At 40.5% G+C, this 18,264-nt stretch carries 12 protein-coding genes; 1 reads left to right on the forward strand and 11 read right to left on the reverse strand.

All coding sequences use genetic code 11. The annotated features are described in order from the left end of the window. Nucleotides 1–12: 12 nt before the first annotated feature. The 3 genes from rpoC to ACLRYO_RS04095 all read right to left on the reverse strand — a co-directional run bounded on the left by rpoC (nucleotide 13) and on the right by ACLRYO_RS04095 (nucleotide 10,157). A complete protein-coding gene (gene rpoC / locus ACLRYO_RS04085) occupies nucleotides 13–4,215 on the reverse strand; it encodes a DNA-directed RNA polymerase subunit beta' (RefSeq protein ID WP_278458063.1) in 4,203 nt (1,400 codons plus the stop codon). Nucleotides 4,216–4,244: 29 nt separating this feature from the next. Next, nucleotides 4,245–8,411 (reverse strand): DNA-directed RNA polymerase subunit beta, encoded by a 4,167-nt coding sequence (gene rpoB / locus ACLRYO_RS04090; RefSeq protein ID WP_278458065.1) that lies wholly within the window; start codon nucleotides 8,409–8,411, stop codon nucleotides 4,245–4,247. 330 nt (nucleotides 8,412–8,741) lie between these two features. After that, complete coding sequence (locus ACLRYO_RS04095) at nucleotides 8,742–10,157, reverse strand: aspartate ammonia-lyase (RefSeq protein WP_004696758.1); 1,416 nt, start codon at nucleotides 10,155–10,157, stop codon at nucleotides 8,742–8,744. A gap of 316 nt (nucleotides 10,158–10,473) precedes the next feature. On the opposite strand from ACLRYO_RS04095, the gene ACLRYO_RS04100 reads away from it, so the two are divergent. After that, nucleotides 10,474–12,114, forward strand: a complete 1,641-nt coding sequence (locus ACLRYO_RS04100; protein WP_278458066.1) for an ArnT family glycosyltransferase — start codon at nucleotides 10,474–10,476, stop codon at nucleotides 12,112–12,114. Nucleotides 12,115–12,156: 42 nt separating this feature from the next. On the opposite strand, the gene rplL is transcribed toward ACLRYO_RS04100, so the two are convergent. The 8 genes from rplL to ACLRYO_RS04140 all read right to left on the reverse strand — a co-directional run bounded on the left by rplL (nucleotide 12,157) and on the right by ACLRYO_RS04140 (nucleotide 18,059). Then, nucleotides 12,157–12,525, reverse strand: coding sequence for a 50S ribosomal protein L7/L12 (gene rplL, locus ACLRYO_RS04105; protein ID WP_004693540.1), 369 nt, complete (start codon nucleotides 12,523–12,525; stop codon nucleotides 12,157–12,159). A 70-nt stretch (nucleotides 12,526–12,595) separates the two neighbouring features. After that, nucleotides 12,596–13,093 carry a 50S ribosomal protein L10 gene (gene rplJ / locus ACLRYO_RS04110; RefSeq protein WP_004693539.1) on the reverse strand — a complete coding sequence of 166 codons (498 nt, stop codon included), beginning with the start codon at nucleotides 13,091–13,093 and terminating at the stop codon, nucleotides 12,596–12,598. A 175-nt stretch (nucleotides 13,094–13,268) separates the two neighbouring features. Further along, nucleotides 13,269–13,979, reverse strand: a complete 711-nt coding sequence (gene rplA / locus ACLRYO_RS04115) for a 50S ribosomal protein L1 (RefSeq protein WP_004693536.1) — start codon at nucleotides 13,977–13,979, stop codon at nucleotides 13,269–13,271. 76 nt (nucleotides 13,980–14,055) lie between these two features. Beyond that, on the reverse strand, nucleotides 14,056–14,481 hold the full coding sequence (gene rplK, locus ACLRYO_RS04120; RefSeq protein ID WP_004693535.1) for a 50S ribosomal protein L11: 426 nt from the start codon (nucleotides 14,479–14,481) through the stop codon (nucleotides 14,056–14,058). A 101-nt stretch (nucleotides 14,482–14,582) separates the two neighbouring features. After that, a complete protein-coding gene (gene nusG / locus ACLRYO_RS04125; RefSeq protein WP_004696753.1) occupies nucleotides 14,583–15,119 on the reverse strand; it encodes a transcription termination/antitermination protein NusG in 537 nt (178 codons plus the stop codon). A 12-nt stretch (nucleotides 15,120–15,131) separates the two neighbouring features. Further along, nucleotides 15,132–15,353 (reverse strand): preprotein translocase subunit SecE, encoded by a 222-nt coding sequence (gene secE, locus ACLRYO_RS04130; protein WP_004693531.1) that lies wholly within the window; start codon nucleotides 15,351–15,353, stop codon nucleotides 15,132–15,134. A gap of 43 nt (nucleotides 15,354–15,396) precedes the next feature. Beyond that, on the reverse strand, nucleotides 15,397–15,546 hold the full coding sequence (rpmG, locus tag ACLRYO_RS04135) for a 50S ribosomal protein L33 (protein ID WP_004693530.1): 150 nt from the start codon (nucleotides 15,544–15,546) through the stop codon (nucleotides 15,397–15,399). 275 nt (nucleotides 15,547–15,821) lie between these two features. Next, nucleotides 15,822–18,059 carry a nitric-oxide reductase large subunit gene (locus ACLRYO_RS04140; RefSeq protein ID WP_221741250.1) on the reverse strand — a complete coding sequence of 746 codons (2,238 nt, stop codon included), beginning with the start codon at nucleotides 18,057–18,059 and terminating at the stop codon, nucleotides 15,822–15,824. Nucleotides 18,060–18,264 lie beyond the last annotated feature (205 nt).

Consider the following 18,264-nt stretch of genomic DNA (forward strand, 5'->3'; position numbering starts at 1 on the left):
GGTCCGAAGTAATTAATCTTCAGACATAACCTCTTCCGTAATATCAATGATTTCAGGTGTATTTTTTACAACTTCAATCTTACGGTAACGACTCATGCCTGTACCAGCAGGAATCAACTTACCAATAATTACGTTTTCTTTCAAACCCAATAATGGATCGATTTTACCCTTGATAGCAGCGTCGGTAAGAACACGTGTTGTTTCTTGGAAGGACGCAGCGGACAAGAAGGAGTCCGTTGCCAAAGCAGCTTTCGTAATACCCAATAGCGTGCGTTTGCCTGTAGCATTTTCACGACCATTGAGAGTAAGACGACGGTTTTCTTCGTCAAAGGTATTAACGTCCACCATATCCCCTGGAAGCATATCCGCATCGCCAGCTGTTTCAATTTTAACTTTATGAAGCATTTGACGAACGATAACTTCGATATGTTTATCGTTAATTTCTACACCTTGGGATTTGTATACTTTTTGTACTTCGTATACGAGGTAACGTTGAGTTGCTTCAGTACCCATAACACGCATGATGTCATGAGGATTGATGGATCCTTCAGTCAAACGAGCTCCCAAGGATACCACATCCCCGTCTTTAACGATAATGCGGGAGCCGTAAGGAATGAGGTAATCAAGTTCAATACCATCTTCACCAGTGATAAAGATAGTGTTCGTACCTTTCTTACCTTCATTAGGTACAACACGAACTGTACCTTCATTTTCAGCGATGATAGCATTACGTTTTGGTTTACGAGCTTCGAACAATTCTTCGACACGTGGCAAACCTTGTGTAATATCATCACCTGCGACACCACCAGTATGGAATGTACGCATTGTCAACTGAGTACCAGGTTCACCGATGGATTGTGCCGCAATAATACCAACAGCTTCACCAACTTGAACTTGGTTGCCAGTTCCTAGATCACGACCATAGCACTTGCGACATACGCCATATGGGCTACGACAAGTCAATACGGAACGGATTTTTACTGTTTCATAGTGTTTTACAACTTCATCAGCTAACGCCTCTGTGATTTCACCATTAAGAGGAACGATGACTTCGCCAGTTTTCTTGTTAACTAATTCTTCAGCTGCAATACGACCTACGATACGGTCTTTTAATGGCTCGATAACACCAGTACCTTCAACGATAGCTTCCACTTCAATACCATGGATTTCATTGTTGCGTACTTGTACTTCTTTTACATCGGAGTTAAGGATAGCTTCGATACCTTCTTCAGTGAGACGTGTATCAGCTGGGAAGATTTCTACCCCTTCGCTGTCAACGATTGCTTGTACAGTATCCTTGTTCAACATATTTTGAACCATAGTTTCTTTCAATGTTGCACGGATGCTATCGTCGCTTTCACCAAGAATAATTTTTTGAACCAAGTTAGTATGGTTAATATCGCTATCAGAGCCCAAATGTGCACCGCGCAATGCGATAGATGTAACACCAGCTTCAGCAATATCTGCCAAGCATTGTTCATCCAAGATAGTTTCAGCTGGTACAACAAGTTCCCCTGTTTCAGCATTCACAACATCTTTATCTAAAACGCGACCAATGAGTTTATCCTTAAGCAATTCTAATGCTTGACGTGGAGATGTAGCCAAACGAGCACGTTCACGAACGAGATCGATACCTACAACGTCACAATCGTCCTCACGAACGATTACATCTTGAGATACGTCAACAAGACGACGTGTCAAGTAACCAGAGTCAGCTGTACGAAGTGCTGTATCGGCCAAACCTTTACGCGCACCATGAGAGGATGTAAAGTAATCCAATACAGTCAAACCTTCTTTAAAGTTTGCTTTAATTGGCAAGTCGATGATTCGACCAGATGGATCGGCCATCAAACCACGCATACCAGCAAGCTGACGAATTTGTTGTTTATTACCGCGGGCACCAGAGATAGCCATCATGTAAACAGGGTTAAAGCCGTCTTTATCGCACGCCATATTATCCATCATCGCATCGGTAACATCTTCTGTTGCTTTTGTCCATAATTGGATAGTTTTACGATAACGTTCTTCTTCTGTAATAAGACCACGACGGTACATACGAGATACTTTTTCTACCTCTTGTTCCGCTGTATCTAACAAGCTAGTTTTAACTTCTGGTACTTTAATATCAGCAATAGCTACAGTCATACCTGCGCGACGAGCGAAGGAGTAACCCAAGGACTTGATGCGGTCCAATAGTTCTGCTGTTTTTTCATTACCAAACAATTGGAAACATTGATCAACCAATTTACCAACTGTTTTCTTATCCATAACCTTACCTAAAGAGTAAGTGCCATCTTCACGTTTCTCGTATTGCCACAATTCTGGGAATAAAGCATTGTTGAAGATCAAGCGACCTGCTGTTGTTTCTACACGGCCATGATCAGGTAAACGGATATAAAGAATATCTTGCAAACCAATGATATGAGACTCATAGGCAAGCATAACTTCATCATAGGTAGCAAATGTTTTTGCTTTATCACGAGTATCTTCGCGTACAACTGTTAGATAGTATGTACCTAAGATCATATCTTGAGAAGGTACTGCTACTGGCTTACCATCCTTAGTGGACAAAATATTATGGCTAGAAAGCATCAATGTACGAGCTTCCGCTTGTGCTTCTACGGACAATGGTAAGTGACACGCCATTTGGTCACCGTCAAAGTCGGCATTGAAGGCTGTACATACTAATGGATGCAATTTGATAGCACGACCTTCCCAAAGGATTGGTTCGAAGGCTTGGATACCAAGTCTATGCAATGTAGGGGCACGGTTCAAGAGAACTGGATGTTCTTTAATTACCTCTTCCAAGGATTCCCACACGCCAGGGCCAATTCTTTCAACTTGGCGTTTAGCAGCCTTGATGTTGGATGCTTGACCGCGTTCTACCAAACGTTTCATAACGAATGGTTTGAACAATTCTAATGCCATCTCTTTTGGCAAACCACATTGGTGCATTTTAAGTTCAGGACCTACTACGATTACGGAACGACCGGAGTAGTCAACACGTTTACCGAGCAAGTTTTGACGGAAACGACCTTGTTTACCTTTAAGCATGTCGGACAAGGATTTCAATGGGCGGTTACCAGGACCTGTAACAGGGCGACCGCGACGACCATTATCAATCAATGCATCAACCGCTTCTTGAAGCATGCGTTTTTCGTTGCGCACGATGATATCAGGAGCACCCAAGTCGAGTAAACGTTTCAAACGGTTATTACGGTTGATAACACGACGGTATAAATCGTTGAGGTCAGATGTAGCAAAACGGCCACCATCTAATTGGACCATAGGACGCAATTCAGGTGGGATTACAGGAACGATGTCCATAATCATCCATTCTGGACGGTTCCCAGATTGACGGAATGCTTCTACTACTTCCAAACGACGAACTGCACGGATTTTACGTTGACCACTAGCAGTGTTCAACTCTTCGCGCAATTCGGCATTCAATGCTTCAAGATCAAGTTCTGATAAGAGAGCTTTTACCGCTTCAGCACCCATGTCGATACATGCGAAGAGAACCTCTTCAGCAGCGCCTAACTCATAGCGTTCTTCGCGAGTTAATTCTTCGTATTCCTTATCAGCTTCTGGTATTGTTGCATCATCACGAAGAGCCGCATTATAGCGCTCTTTGCGTTGTGCTTCACGAACAATAGCTAAACGTTCATTACGTTGAGCCACTGTTTCGATTACGACGGATTTACCACCGATAGTATAACCGTCTTCATTAAATTGAGCTTCGTATTCGCGGTATTCTTGCTCGGACAACAATTGACGTTTTGTCAATGGTGTACCAGCTGGATCTACTACGATGTAGGAAGCAAAGTATAATACGCGTTCCAAAGAACGTGGTGATATGTCAAGGATAAGACCCATACGGGATGGGATTCCTTTGAAGTACCAAATGTGAGATACAGGAGTAGCCAATTGAATATGGCCCATACGTTCACGACGTACTTTCGCACGGGTAACCTCTACACCACATTTGTCGCAGACTACGCCTTTATGGCGGATGCGTTTATATTTGCCGCAGTGACATTCCCAGTCCTTTGTTGGTCCAAAAATGCGTTCACAGAATAGACCATCACGTTCTGGCTTCAACGTACGGTAGTTAATTGTTTCAGGTTTCTTAACTTCCCCATGAGACCAGGATAAAATCTGCTCTGGAGAGGCTAAACCGATTCGCATGGAATCGAATTCATTTACGTCTAGCACTACTATCGCTCCCTTCCTTATAGATAGTTTTAGTCTTCATCGTTAGAGGAGTCGCCCATTGGGTACGCCAATTGGCTAAGGATATCATCTTCACCGCCATTATCAGCTGGTAAGTCTTCCTCTTCCTCTTCCTCTACTTCTGGTTCTACTACAGTTACTTCATCAGTTTCTACAGCACTGCCTTCCATAACTTCTTCAATACCAGTTTCTACCACCTCATCTTCGTCCTCAAGTTCTTTCATAATAACTTCTTCTTGATCTTCGTTCAAGATTTTTACATCGAGACCGATACTTTGAAGTTCTTTAAGCAATACCTTGAAGGACTCAGGTACACCTGGTTCAGGGATGTTTTCGCCTTTAACGATTTTTTCGTATGCTTTCACACGACCAACAACGTCGTCAGACTTAACAGTTAATAGCTCTTGAAGGGTATAGGCTGCGCCATATGCTTCTAGAGCCCAAACTTCCATTTCCCCGAAACGTTGGCCACCGAACTGAGCTTTACCGCCCAAAGGTTGTTGTGTAACAAGGGAGTACGGACCTGTAGAACGAGCATGGATTTTGTCATCAACCAAATGATGGAGTTTAAGCATGTAAACGTAACCAACAGTGACGCGGTTATCCATCGGTTCACCAGTACGACCATCATATAGAACAGTTTTACCATCATCAGGACGACCTGCAATCGCCAATGTTTCGAATACGTCCTTTTCGTGAGCACCATCAAATACAGGTGTAGCAATATGAATACCTGCTACATCTGGTTTTGGCATGCCATATTTGTCAAAATCATAGCCAAGGCTTTCCAACTCTTTGCGAATTTCAACGCGTTTTTCTTCAGCAGAGTGAATGTTGTTAAGAGTATTCTTGACTTTGCTAATTGCCTCTAATTCTTCTACAAGCGCAGGATCCATTTCAGGAGCCTCTTCTTCAGAATCAAAGAATTCTACATGAAGTGCATTGTATTTAGCTTCAATAGCTTTAAGCTCTTGGTAACGAGCTTCGCCACCCATAGCATCCAATTTCTTTTGCGCTGCTGCTTCTACATGTTTTAAAATTTTAGTTTTCAAAGCAATGATTTGCTCATTTTCTTCGAAATGATTTACCGTAACATCTTCCGCAACTTTCGCTTCCAATACCTCAATTTGAGCATAAAGGTCGCGGATTGTATCGATTTGTTCCCAGTAAGATGCATCAGTACGGGCTTCTTTCAACACGTTTTGAATGTGAAGGTCTGTAGCTTTGATTTTCATACCTAAGCCTTGAACAGCCCACCCCAAGTGAGTTTCAAGGACCTGACCGATGTTCATACGAGAAGGTACGCCCAATGGGTTCAATACGATTTGTACTGGAGTACCATCTGGAAGGAATGGCATATCTTCTTTTCTCATAACGCGAGAAACAACACCTTTGTTACCATGACGGCCCGCCATTTTATCGCCTTCATGAATCTTACGTTTTTGAGCGATATATACGCGAACAAGTTTATTTACGCCTGGTTGTAATTCATCGCCATTTTCACGGGTAAAGACTTTTACATCTACGACTTTACCAGATTCACCATGAGGCACGCGCAAGGAAGTGTCGCGAACTTCACGTTCTTTGTCACCAAAAATAGCACGCAACAAACGTTCTTCTGGAGTAAGCTCAGTTTCACCTTTTGGTGTAGCTTTACCTACAAGGATATCGCCAGGATGTACTTCTGCACCAATGCAGATAATACCATCTTCGTCTAAGTTTTTAAGTGTGTCGTCACCTGTATTAGGCAACTCACGAGTAATTTCTTCAGCACCTAATTTGGTATCACGAGCATCACATTCGTATTCTTCAATATGAATGGATGTATAGATATCTTCTTTGCAGAGTTCTTCACTAAGCAAGATAGCATCTTCGTAGTTATAACCTTCCCAAGGCATGAACGCTACAAGAACGTTATAACCTAATGCCAATTCGCCGCCATCTGTAGCAGGACCATCAGCCAATACTTGGCCTTTTACAACATGGTCCCCACGATTGACGATTGGTTTTTGGTTAAAGCATGTGGATTGGTTAGAACGAAGGAATTTATTCAAATGGTATGTATCAACACGACCATCGCTATCGCGAAGAACGTGGATTTCATTACCCCAACAACGTACAACTTTACCCGCTTCACGCGCCAATACGCAAACACCAGAGTCAGTAGCTGCTGTATATTCCATACCTGTACCAACAAGTGGTGCTTGAGCGCGCAAAAGTGGTACCGCTTGACGTTGCATGTTCGCGCCCATCAAGGCACGGTTAGCATCGTCATTTTCAAGGAATGGAATCATAGCTGTACCAATAGATACAACTTCTTTTGGACTAACGTCCATATAGTCAACCTTATCTGGTGTAACTTCCAATACATCATGACCACGACGACAAGCAACATGTTCAGTTGTGAAGTACCCCTCTGCATCAAGCGGAGAGTTCGCTTGGGCAATTGTCATGCCTTCTTCTTCATCAGCGGTCATGTATACTACGCTATCAGATACGCGCACTTTAACAACTTTATCAGCATCCTTGCCTTTACCATACACTTTTTCTACTTTACGGTATGGTGCTTCGATGAAGCCAAATTCGTTTACCTTTGCATAGTTGGACAAGGAGTTAATCAAGCCAATATTTGGACCTTCTGGAGTTTCAATAGGACACATACGGCCATAGTGAGAGTGATGCACGTCACGAACTTCGAAACCTGCACGCTCACGAGACAAACCGCCAGGGCCAAGGGCAGAAAGACGACGTTTGTGAGTCAATTCCGCCAATGGGTTTGTTTGGTCCATGAACTGAGACAATTGAGAAGAACCAAAGAATTCTTTGATAGCTGCCACTACAGGGCGAATATTGATCAACGCTTGAGGTGTAATGGATTCAGTTTCTTGAATGGTCATGCGCTCACGAACAACACGTTCCATACGAGTTAAACCGATACGGAATTGGTTTTGCAACAATTCGCCTACGCAACGAAGGCGACGGTTACCCAAGTGGTCGATATCATCTGTATGACCTGCACCATCCATAAGGTTGAGCAAGTAAGAAATGTTAGCGATCATGTCTTCACGTGTTACTGTACGGTGATCATATGGTAAATTGCAGTTATTACAGATAACTTTAGACTCTACACCATCATTATTTACGATGTAGAATTCAGCAAAACCTTCACCATCGAAAACATGGCTATTAGCAACGATATCAAGTTGTTCTTCCCCAGCTTGTACGCCTGCATCAAGGATAATTTCGCCAGTTTCTGGATCTACAATTGGTTGAGCCAATGTTTGACCCAACATACGTTGGCGCCAGCCAAGTTTTTTGTTCAATTTATAACGACCAACGCGCGCTAAGTCATAACGGCGTGCATCGAAGAACAAGTTATCGAACAAGTTGCGAGCAGACTCTACAGTCGGAGGCTCGCCTGGACGTAATTTTTTATAGATTTCAACCAATGCTTCATCAGCAGATTGAGTTGTATCTTTTTCTAATGTACGAACGATGCGTTCATCATATACTGGTAAACCATCCTCATCAGTTTTACCATTCCAGAAGAGGTCGAGGATACTTTCATTCGTATCCCAACCTAATGCACGTACCAATACAGTAGCTGGTAATTTACGGTTACGGTCAATACGAACAGCCACCACTTCACTAGCATCTGTTTCAAGTTCAATCCATGCACCACGGTTAGGAATAACTGTGGAATCATACAAACGGTTACCCATTGTATCGATTTCTTTATTGTAGTAAACGCCTGGAGAACGTACTAATTGGGATACGATAACACGTTCTGCACCATTGATGATGAAAGTACCTGTATCCGTCATCAATGGGAAATCGCCCATGAAGACTTCTTGTTCTTTAATGTCCATATTTTCTGGATCATTATTTACCAAGCGAATATTTACACGAAGTGGTGCTGCGTAAGTAGCATCACGGTTTTTACATTCATTAATATCATACTTAGGTTCACCTAAGCTGAAACCTTCAAAAGAAAGTACTAGATTACCTGAATTGTCTTTAATCGGAGAAATATCGTTGAAAATATTTTGTAAACCACTCTCCAAGAACCACTCATACGATTTACGTTGAATGTCCAATAAATGCGGCATCTTGATAACTTCGTTAATTTTAGCGTACGTATAACGAGTTCGTTTGCCTACCTGTTCAGGTTTGAACATATTTGCTTTCACCCCTATCAAAACACACTGGTCTACCATTTTCTATAACGGCATGAAAAAGACATCTTACAGGTCTCAGTTTTCCTGCTCGGGCAACGTCAAATAAAGCAAGGTCCATTTCATTTTTAAAATAACCTTGCTTCCCATTAACCAAGCACAACCTTGGAAGAAAACCTCATCACTATTTGTGTTATAGTTTTTACATCCAAAAGCAGAAAACGCTACTTTTGCAATATATAATTCTATCAGTATTAAAAAAGACTGTCAACCAAAAGGGTTGACAGTCTTTCATTTTCATGCTTTATTCATGTATCAAAAGAGAACCATAAATTAGTTGCCTTTTTGTTTTAAAAGATTCGCACCAGCGATACCAGGGCGAGTCATTTCTTTAGGAGAAAGAATATGATTAATTTCATCCTCAGTCAATAAACCTTGATCCAAGATGATATCGCGAATAGCTCGACCTGTTTCATACGCTTCTTTCGCCAATGCAGAAGCTGTTTCATAGCCAAGATGTGGCAACAATGCTGTTACGATACCAACGGAACGATTCAACCAGTACTCGCATTGTTCACGGTCTACTTCAAGATCAACAAGCAATTTATCAACGAATGTATTTACACCGTTTTTGAGATAGCAAAGATTATTGAACAAGTTGTATGCCAATACAGGTTCCATAACATTTAACTCGAATTGACCATTTTCTACAGCTAATGTAATAGTAAGGTCATTACCGATAACTTGGTAACACACTTGATTCAATACTTCAGCAATAACAGGATTTACTTTTCCTGGCATGATAGAGGAGCCTGGTTGACGGGCAGGCAATTTTAATTCACCAATGCCACAGCGAGGTCCAGATGCCATTAAGCGAAAATCATTTGCCATCTTAATCAACACAAGTGCAGTTACCTTCAAACCGCTAGAGATATCAGCAAATACGTCTGTATTGTTTGTGGCATCGATTAAGTTCTCCGCGGTGTAGAACGGTTCGCCTACTACTTCACTAAGTTCATAAGCTACATCATGAATATAATTAGGCTCAGCATTAAGGCCTGTACCAACTGCAGTGGCACCCATGTTGATTACATGTGCACCTTCAACGGCAGATTTAATGCGTTTAATACCACGACGAATACCAGATGCATAAGCGCCCATCTCTTGGCCCAATGTAATAGGCACCGCATCTTGTAAATGAGTACGTCCCATTTTTAAAATTTCACTATATTCTTCAGCTTTTTTCTCAAGCTCATCAACAAGACGTTGCAAAGCTTCAAGTAACGGTTTAGATTTCAAAATTGCACAAACTTTAATCGCTGTTGGGAAAGCGTCATTTGTAGATTGTGCCATGTTACAGTGATTGTTAGGGCTTACAATATCATAGCTACCTTTTGGATGACCTAAAATTTCACAAGCACGATTTGCCAACACTTCGTTCATATTCATATTCACAGAAGTGCCAGCACCACCTTGAATTGGATCAACTGGAAATTGGTCAGCAAATTCACCTGCAATAACTTCATCAGCTGCTTGAACAATCGCTTTACCGATAGATACATTGAGACGACCTGTTTTCATATTAGCTAAAGCAGATGCTTTTTTTACCATCGCTAGAGCTTTAATAAAATCTTGGTCTAAATGTTTCCCTGTAATATGGAAGTTTTCTAAGGCACGAATCGTTTGCACACCATAATATAACTCATCCGCTACTTCTAATTCACCTAGGAAATCATGTTCTTTTCTCATAATAGATCCTCTTTCCACTATTTCATATATTAGATGATAGTTTAATGAAACGGTTTTATCTTATGCGCTCATTATAGCATGTATTTTGTATACATAAAAGTTATTTCATGTATTCCGAATAAACAATATTCTATACAATATATTATTTCATAAATAATTATTTTTTTGTAACTATCTCCATATTATCTCCATATTATCTCCATATTATCTCCATATTATCTCCATATTTATAAAGGCTCTGTTTTTATCTTTGATTAGTTTAAATATTACACGCTCTATAGTACAATAATATAAACTATGTAAGTAAGGAGTAACTATGATTAACAATCACATGCTGCGCATAGGTGCGCTCTTTTTATTAACCGTTTTATGCTACGGCTTTTATAATGCCTATTTGCCAATCACTGATCCGGTGGAGTCCAACTATGTTCTCTCCGCCATCACCATGCTAAAACACAACTCATGGATATCCCCCATGATATACGATCACGTATGGTACGATAAACCACCGCTCACCTATTGGGCGCTTATGATTACATACAAACTATTTGGCATATCAGACTTTACATCCCGCATACCGAATACTCTCGTTGCCGGAGCTAGCGTAGCGCTCATGTATCATATAACTTACCGCATGTCTAAAAGCACCTTTGCCGGTGTACTCTGTGCCATTCTATTAATGAGCACACTACAGTTTTGGTATATATCTCATGCAATTATAACCGACGGATTTCTATTTCTCTTCACCTTAGCTATATTTGGATATAGCTATTTAGCTTTTACCAATAATGACAAGTCAGCTATGGTGAAAGCTTACATTGCTGCTGCCTTAGCCGTGATTACCAAAGGACCTATAGGCATCATCTTGCCCGGCCTGATATTACTCATTTATGTATGCGCTCGCTATATAGTCCATAGAAAAGATGAAAGTTATCAACTTTCAAAGGATATTAAATTACTATTTAATCCCTTAGGACTATTAGCCTTTATAGCGATAGCTAGCCCTTGGTATATCGCTATGTATTCCATTCACGGTGAGCAGTTTATTTCCGGATTCTTAGGTCTACACAATGTAGATCGAGCTCTTATATCTGAGCATCCTAAATTTAATGTATGGTATTACTATCTATTAATTGTGCCCCTTTCACTATTACCATGGACACCTGTAATAGTCTGTCATTTAAAAGATCTTAACTGGAAAGATGATTTTGATCTATTAGGTATTATATGGTTTATAGTTATAGTTCTATTCTACTCTCTAGTAGCTACAAAGTATCTAACCTACACATTACCTGCCATTATCCCTTGTATAATATGGGCGGCTGTAAAAATTTGTGAATTAGTTACTGACAAAGAAACCGGTGAATTTACTCAATCATTCAAAAAGTTTAATTATTTAATTACCCTACCACTAGGTATTTACTACATGATTTTTACATTTGCTACAGCTTTTGATAAAAGTCTTGATAGTAAACCGTTAATCGTAGGTTCCTTTATTATAGTATGTATGATTTTAATCGGTCGATACTACATAACATCATTTTTTAAACTAGCAATATATGGTTTAGTTCCACTAATTACTTTGTACTCGGCTATTACGATTACAGTACCACCAATATTATTTAATCAATCTGGTTTACAATTTAAAACGTTCATCGAAGATACATCAAAACCAATATATGTATATGGCAGTTACTATACTTCCATTATATATTACATGGACACTACACCTACCCAAGTTTTCGTAGATACAACTGATGATTCTATATGGACCGAAGGCAAAACATTAATGCCTACCATAACTAAAGAAACATTTTTAAGTAATACATCAAATAATCGCGGTGCCTATGTCATCGTTCCTAAAAAATATGATAAGGATTTCTCTAATACATTACCGTATCCAAAAGCCAAATTAGTTAACAAAACAAAACTCGCATCAATTTATAAACTCCAATAGAAAAAGGCGTACCCTATGGGTACGCCTTTAATATAGCTAGAATTATTTCAATTCTACGGATGCGCCAGCTTCTTCTAATTGAGCTTTCAAAGCTTCAGCAGCTTCAGCAGCTACGCCTTCTTTAACAGGTGCAGGAGCGCCGTCAACGATAGCTTTAGCTTCTTTCAAGCCAAGACCAGTTGCTTCACGAACAACTTTGATTACGTTGATTTTAGATGCGCCAGCATCTTTCAAGATTACGTCGAAGGAATCTTTAGCAGCGCCGCCTTCAGCACCACCAGCAGCTGCTACAGCTACAGGAGCTGCTGCAGTTACGCCAAATTCTTCTTCGATTGCTTTTACAAGATCATTAAGTTCAAGGATTGTTGCTTCTTTCAATTCAGCAACGATGTTTTCAATGTTCAATGCCATTTTAGATTTCCTCCATAAATTAGTTTATAGTGCCAGCCTCAAGCGGCCAACGAATACTTTGCAAAAAATATTATTCTGCAGGTTTTGCTTCTGCAACAGCTTTGACAGCGTATGCAACATTGCGAACAGGAGCTTGCAATACGGAAAGCAACATGGAAAGCATACCTTCGCGATTTGGAAGAGATGCAATTGCTTTAATGCCTGCAGCGTCCATAACTTCGCCTTCAACGATACCAGCTTTAACTGTTACAACTTCTTTTTCAGTTGCTTTGATGAATTGTTCGATTACACGAGCAGGTGCAACAGCATCATCTTTAGAAGTAGCCAACGCAGTTGGGCCTTCTAAATGCTCAGCGAAACCTTCAAGATTCAATTCGTTTGCAGCGATACGAGTCAAAGTATTTTTGATTACTTTGTATTCAACACCTTCAGCCAACATTTTGCGACGAAGATCAGTTGCTTGCGCAACAGTTAAACCAGAGTAACCAATCAATACAGCACCTTTTGCTTCAGAAAGAGTTTCTTTCATTTGAGCAACGATTGCTTTTTTTGATTCAGTGACAGCCATTAGATTACCTCCTTGTAGATTTTTTTGGTGCTCTATGTACTATCTTAGCGTAAAAACGACCCCATCGCACGCGATGAGGTCGTAACTAGTCCTAGGTTGTTCTAGTGTCAGCCTCAGCGGGCGGATTTTCATCCATTATACATACCAGCCGTCTACAGCTAAGAGACATATTTAATTATTGCTCTTTAGAAACAGTGCTCAATTTGAACACGTTCAAAGGTACACCAGGGCCCATTGTAGCGGACAAGGTTACAGATTTAATGTATTGACCTTTAGCTGCTACAGGTTTAGCCTTGATAATAGTATCAACGATTGTACGGTAGTTGTCAAGTAATTTTTCTTCATCGAAAGATGCTTTACCGATAGAACAAGAGATAATACCTGCTTTATCAGTACGGTATTCGATTTTACCAGCTTTGATTTCGTTTACTGCACGAGCAACGTCTGGAGTTACTGTACCAACTTTAGGGTTTGGCATCAAGCCTTTAGGACCCAAGATTTTACCAAGACGGCCAACTTGACCCATCATGTCTGGTGTAGCAACTACTACGTCGAAGTCGCTCCAACCACCTTGGATTTTAGCTACTAACTCTTCAGAACCTACGAAATCTGCACCAGCTTCTTCAGCTGCCTTAATATTGTCGCCTTTTGCGAATACAAGAACGCGTTTAGTTTTGCCAGTACCATGAGGCAATACTACTGCACCACGAACTTGTTGATCAGCGTATTTAGGGTCGACATTCAAGTTGAAAGCAATTTCAACTGTTTCATCGAAATTTGCAGTTGCAGTTTTCTTAACCAACTCAATCGCTTCTACTGGTTCGTAGAATTTACCAGCTTCAATAAGTTTTACTGCTTCAGCGTATTTCTTACCTACTTTTGCCATTATAATATCCTCCTTATGTGGTCAAACGGGAATTCCCTCCCACCGATTTGCGCCTTATGCGCAAGTCGTACGCTTATTAGTCAACGATTTCAATGCCCATGCTGCGAGCAGTACCTTCCACCATGCGCATACCTTGTTCTACGGTATTAGCATTCAAGTCAGGCATTTTCAATTCAGCAATTTCACGAACTTTATCGCGACCTACTTTTGCTACTTTATCACGGTTAGGTACACCAGAACCTTTTGGAATACCTGCAGCTTTTTTCAACAATACTGCAGCTGGTGGAGTCTTAGTGATGAAGTCGAAGCTACGATCTTCATATACATTAATAACTACTGGAATAATCAAGCCAGCTTGTTTAGCAGTACGTTCGTTGAATTCTTTTGTGAAAGCAACGATATTAACACCTGCTTGACCTAGTGCAGGACCAACTGGTGGTGCTGGAGTAGCTTTAGCGGCTTCAATTTGTAGTTTTACTTGTTTAACTAATTTCTTAGCCATGGGTAATTAAACCTCCTATGCTTATACTGTGGTGGTAACGGATATACATCCTCCCACTGGCAACCAAAATCGATTGCTCTTTTTAGAGTTATATTTATATATTAAAGAGCTTTCTCAACTTGAGAGAACTCTACCTCTACCTCGGTATCTCGATTGAACATTTCCACACTAAGTTTCAATGTTCCTTTTTCAGGGTTAAGTTCGGTAATAACACCTAGTTTATCTTCAAAGGCACCGGACGTAATGCGAACCGTTTCACCAACTTCTACATCAACGTTAATGGTTGGTTTCTTATCCAAGCCCTGAGACTTAAGTATATGTTCTACTTCGGAATCAGAAAGTGGAACTGGTTTTGTAGCAGAGCCAACGAAACCTGTTACACCTGGCGTGTTGCGTACAACATACCAAGAACGGTCATTAACTTCCATTTCCACCAATACATACCCAGGAAATATCTTGCGTTTTACTACTTTTTTAACCCCATCTTTTTCATCTATTTCGTCTTCAAGAGGCACCAAAATTCGGCTGATCACATCTTGTAGCCCCATAGATTGAACTTTAAGTTCAAGAGTGGTTTTTACTTTATTTTCGTAGCCTGAATAGGTATGAATTACATACCACTTCTTATCTGCTTCCATGTAATGGCCCCCTTATCCAACAAAGTGCAACAACGTATTAAAAAGTTGGGCAAAGAGTCCATCAAGCACAGAAATAATCAAAGCGATGAATATGGTCACTAAGAATACTACAATTGTGTAATTGATAAGCTCTTTTTTTGTTGGCCAGACTACTTTTTTTAGTTCAGCTTTCACACCGCGGAAGAATTTTCCAAATCCACCACGCTGCTGCACTGCTGAGTTAGACTTTGCCATTGTGTTTCACATCCTCAAATCAACAGGTAATGAATGATAAGAATTATTTTGTTTCACGGTGTAATGTATGTTTACCGCAGAATTTGCAATATTTCATCATTTCAATACGATCAGGATTGTTCTTTTTATTCTTGTTCGTTTGATAGTTGCGTTGTTTGCAATCTGTGCAAGCTAAAGTAATGGCATTACGCATCCGGATACACCTCGCTTTATATTTACTAATCTGTCTCTTGTACTCGAAAACGCTCGACTACATACTAAAAAACTATATCATACGTAGCAAGCGATGTCAAGAAATTAAGCAACTCAAAAAAGCCAGGCACGTATGCCTGACATGGATAGTATAACAGACAATGGCGCCCTTTGTCTACCCAAAGAACGCCATGTCATATTAGCTTATAGTTAGCTTATATGTCTATATATTATATTTAATATTATATTTACATATTTACTATATTGCTTCGTTTATTACTGTTTCTTTGTGAAAGTTACTTTCACGATTTGCCAGAAGAAGGCCAATGCCCCCAATATCATGATGGTATCGCCAACCATGCGAAGCCAACGCAAATTTTGTAACAATGGTTGTTGCATAAAGTCTTCGCTGCGAGCAAGCCATAAGCCTTGTGTAACACTTGCCCAACTTTGAATCAAGCCGATTGGCAATAGGCTGATAAGAACCATTAACGCAAGGCCCCAATTCAATGCCCAGAAACCGAATTTCATCAACTTGTCGTTAAATTCCACTTCAGGTCGAATATAACGAGCGATGAGGAATACAAAGCCTAAACTCAAGAACCCATATACGCCGAACAATGCCGTATGAGCATGAACAGCTGTCGTATTTAGACCTTGAATATAGAACAAGGAAACCGGCATATTAATTAAGAAGCCGAAGATACCTGCACCCACCAAGTTCCAGAAGGATACGGCAATGAAGCAGTATACAGGCCATTTTAGTCGATGCATCCAAGGAGCACTATGAAGGCGTGTATAATTTTCAAACGCTTCATATCCCAAGAGAACAAGAGGGACTACTTCCAATGCGGAGAACGATGCCCCTGTGGCCACGATAGTCGATGTAACACCGGTGAAATAAAGATGATGGAATGTACCAGGAATACCGCCGATAAGGTAAATAGCACCGGACGAAATCGCTGCTATGGTACCTGCACGATATGATACAAGACCAAGAGTTACGAAAATAAAGGCCATCAACGTAGTAGAGAATACTTCAAAGAAGCCTTCTACCCAAAGGTGAATAACCCACCAACGCCAGTATTCCATGATTGCCAAATGGCTGTGTTCTCCGTAGAAAAGACCTGGGCCATAGAAAATACCGACCATCACAACGGAGAAAATAAAGGCGGCAATAAGGTTTTTATCCCCTTTATTTTTGAAAGCACCAATGATGCTGCGCACCATGAGTACAAGCCAAAATAGAATGCCGATATATTCAATCCATTGCCATATGCGCCCCAACTCGATAAACTCATATCCTTGGTGACCCAAGTAGAAGTTTAGAGACGCCGGAATCTCATGAGCAACACCTAAATATGTACCTGTAAAGGACCCCACTACCAACACAACGAGTGCCCAGAATAAAATATCCACGCCCAATTTTTGGAACTTAGGATCTTTACCGCCATTAATAATCGGCGCCAAGAATAAACCGGCACTCAAGAATGCCATCGCAATCCAGAACAAGGATGCTTGAATATGCCAAGTACGAGCAATAGAATATGGGAAATACTGCGCCAATGGAATGCCATAGAAAGCCTGTCCTTCTACGGTGTAGTGCGCAATGATACCACCCATACCAAGTTGGAGTAAAAATAATGCCAAAATCGTAAATAAATATTTTCCTAAAGACCGTTGAGATGGTGTGAGATGCAATTTGGAAATTGGATCTTCCGCAGGCGGTGTTAATTCATGTTCATCTTGTTTGCGACCGAATGCCCACATCCATACGACAATACCAATACCACAAAGTAAAATAATAACACTCACAACAGACCAAGCTACGCTTTCCGGTGTTGGATTATGATCTAACAATGGCTCGTGAGGCCAATTGTTGGTGTATGTTGCATCTGTACCAGGACGTTGAGTCGATGCCATCCACGTAGTCCAGAAGAAGAATCGTGCCATATCAATACGATCTTTTAATTCTGGCAACGTATTGTCTTTCATCGCAAAATGATCGCGTGTTTCGGACAATTTAGGGTTATCACCATAAAGTTCAATAAAATATTGTCCGGTTAAATTCATCGCTGTAATACGTTCCGGTGAAAGCACAACAGTTCCATCTTCACGAACAGCACTGTTAAAGTACTCTGCTTTAACTGCTTCTTTAACAGCCGCTTTCTGCACATCACCTAACTGTTCATAAAGAACACCAAAAGCTTCTTGAGACTTGATATCAAGCATTACGGACACTTCTTTGTGCAACCAATCAGCTGTCCAGTCCGGGGCTTGATATGCGCCATGACCTAGTACGGTCCCTACAGATTGACCACCTGTAGATTGCCAAGCCGATTGACCATGTAAGATATCATCCTTAGTGAACAAAACCTGTCCATCTTGAGATACATACGCGGTTGGTACCGGTGGCGCTTGATGATATACATCCGTACCCAAATAGCCAAGAATAGAGAATCCAATAATAAGAACTGCTACTACGGCTATCCAATACTTTTTGTATTCGCCCATCACATTACCTCCTTTTCTATAAAAGCACAAAAAGAGAGCCTATGCTCTCCTCATATATAATATACACTAATTTTATAAATAAAGTTGTATCTAAGGTTACAATATATTAAAATTTCTTCTCAATTTGTATCAATAGTATGATTATCCTTTGAAGCCTGAATACAACGTATATGTCACATTACAAAATCATCATTGTTTCAATATA

The sequence above is a fragment of the Veillonella parvula genome (assembly GCF_047241225.1).
In the GTDB taxonomy this organism is placed as follows: Bacteria; Bacillota; Negativicutes; order Veillonellales; family Veillonellaceae; genus Veillonella; species Veillonella parvula_O.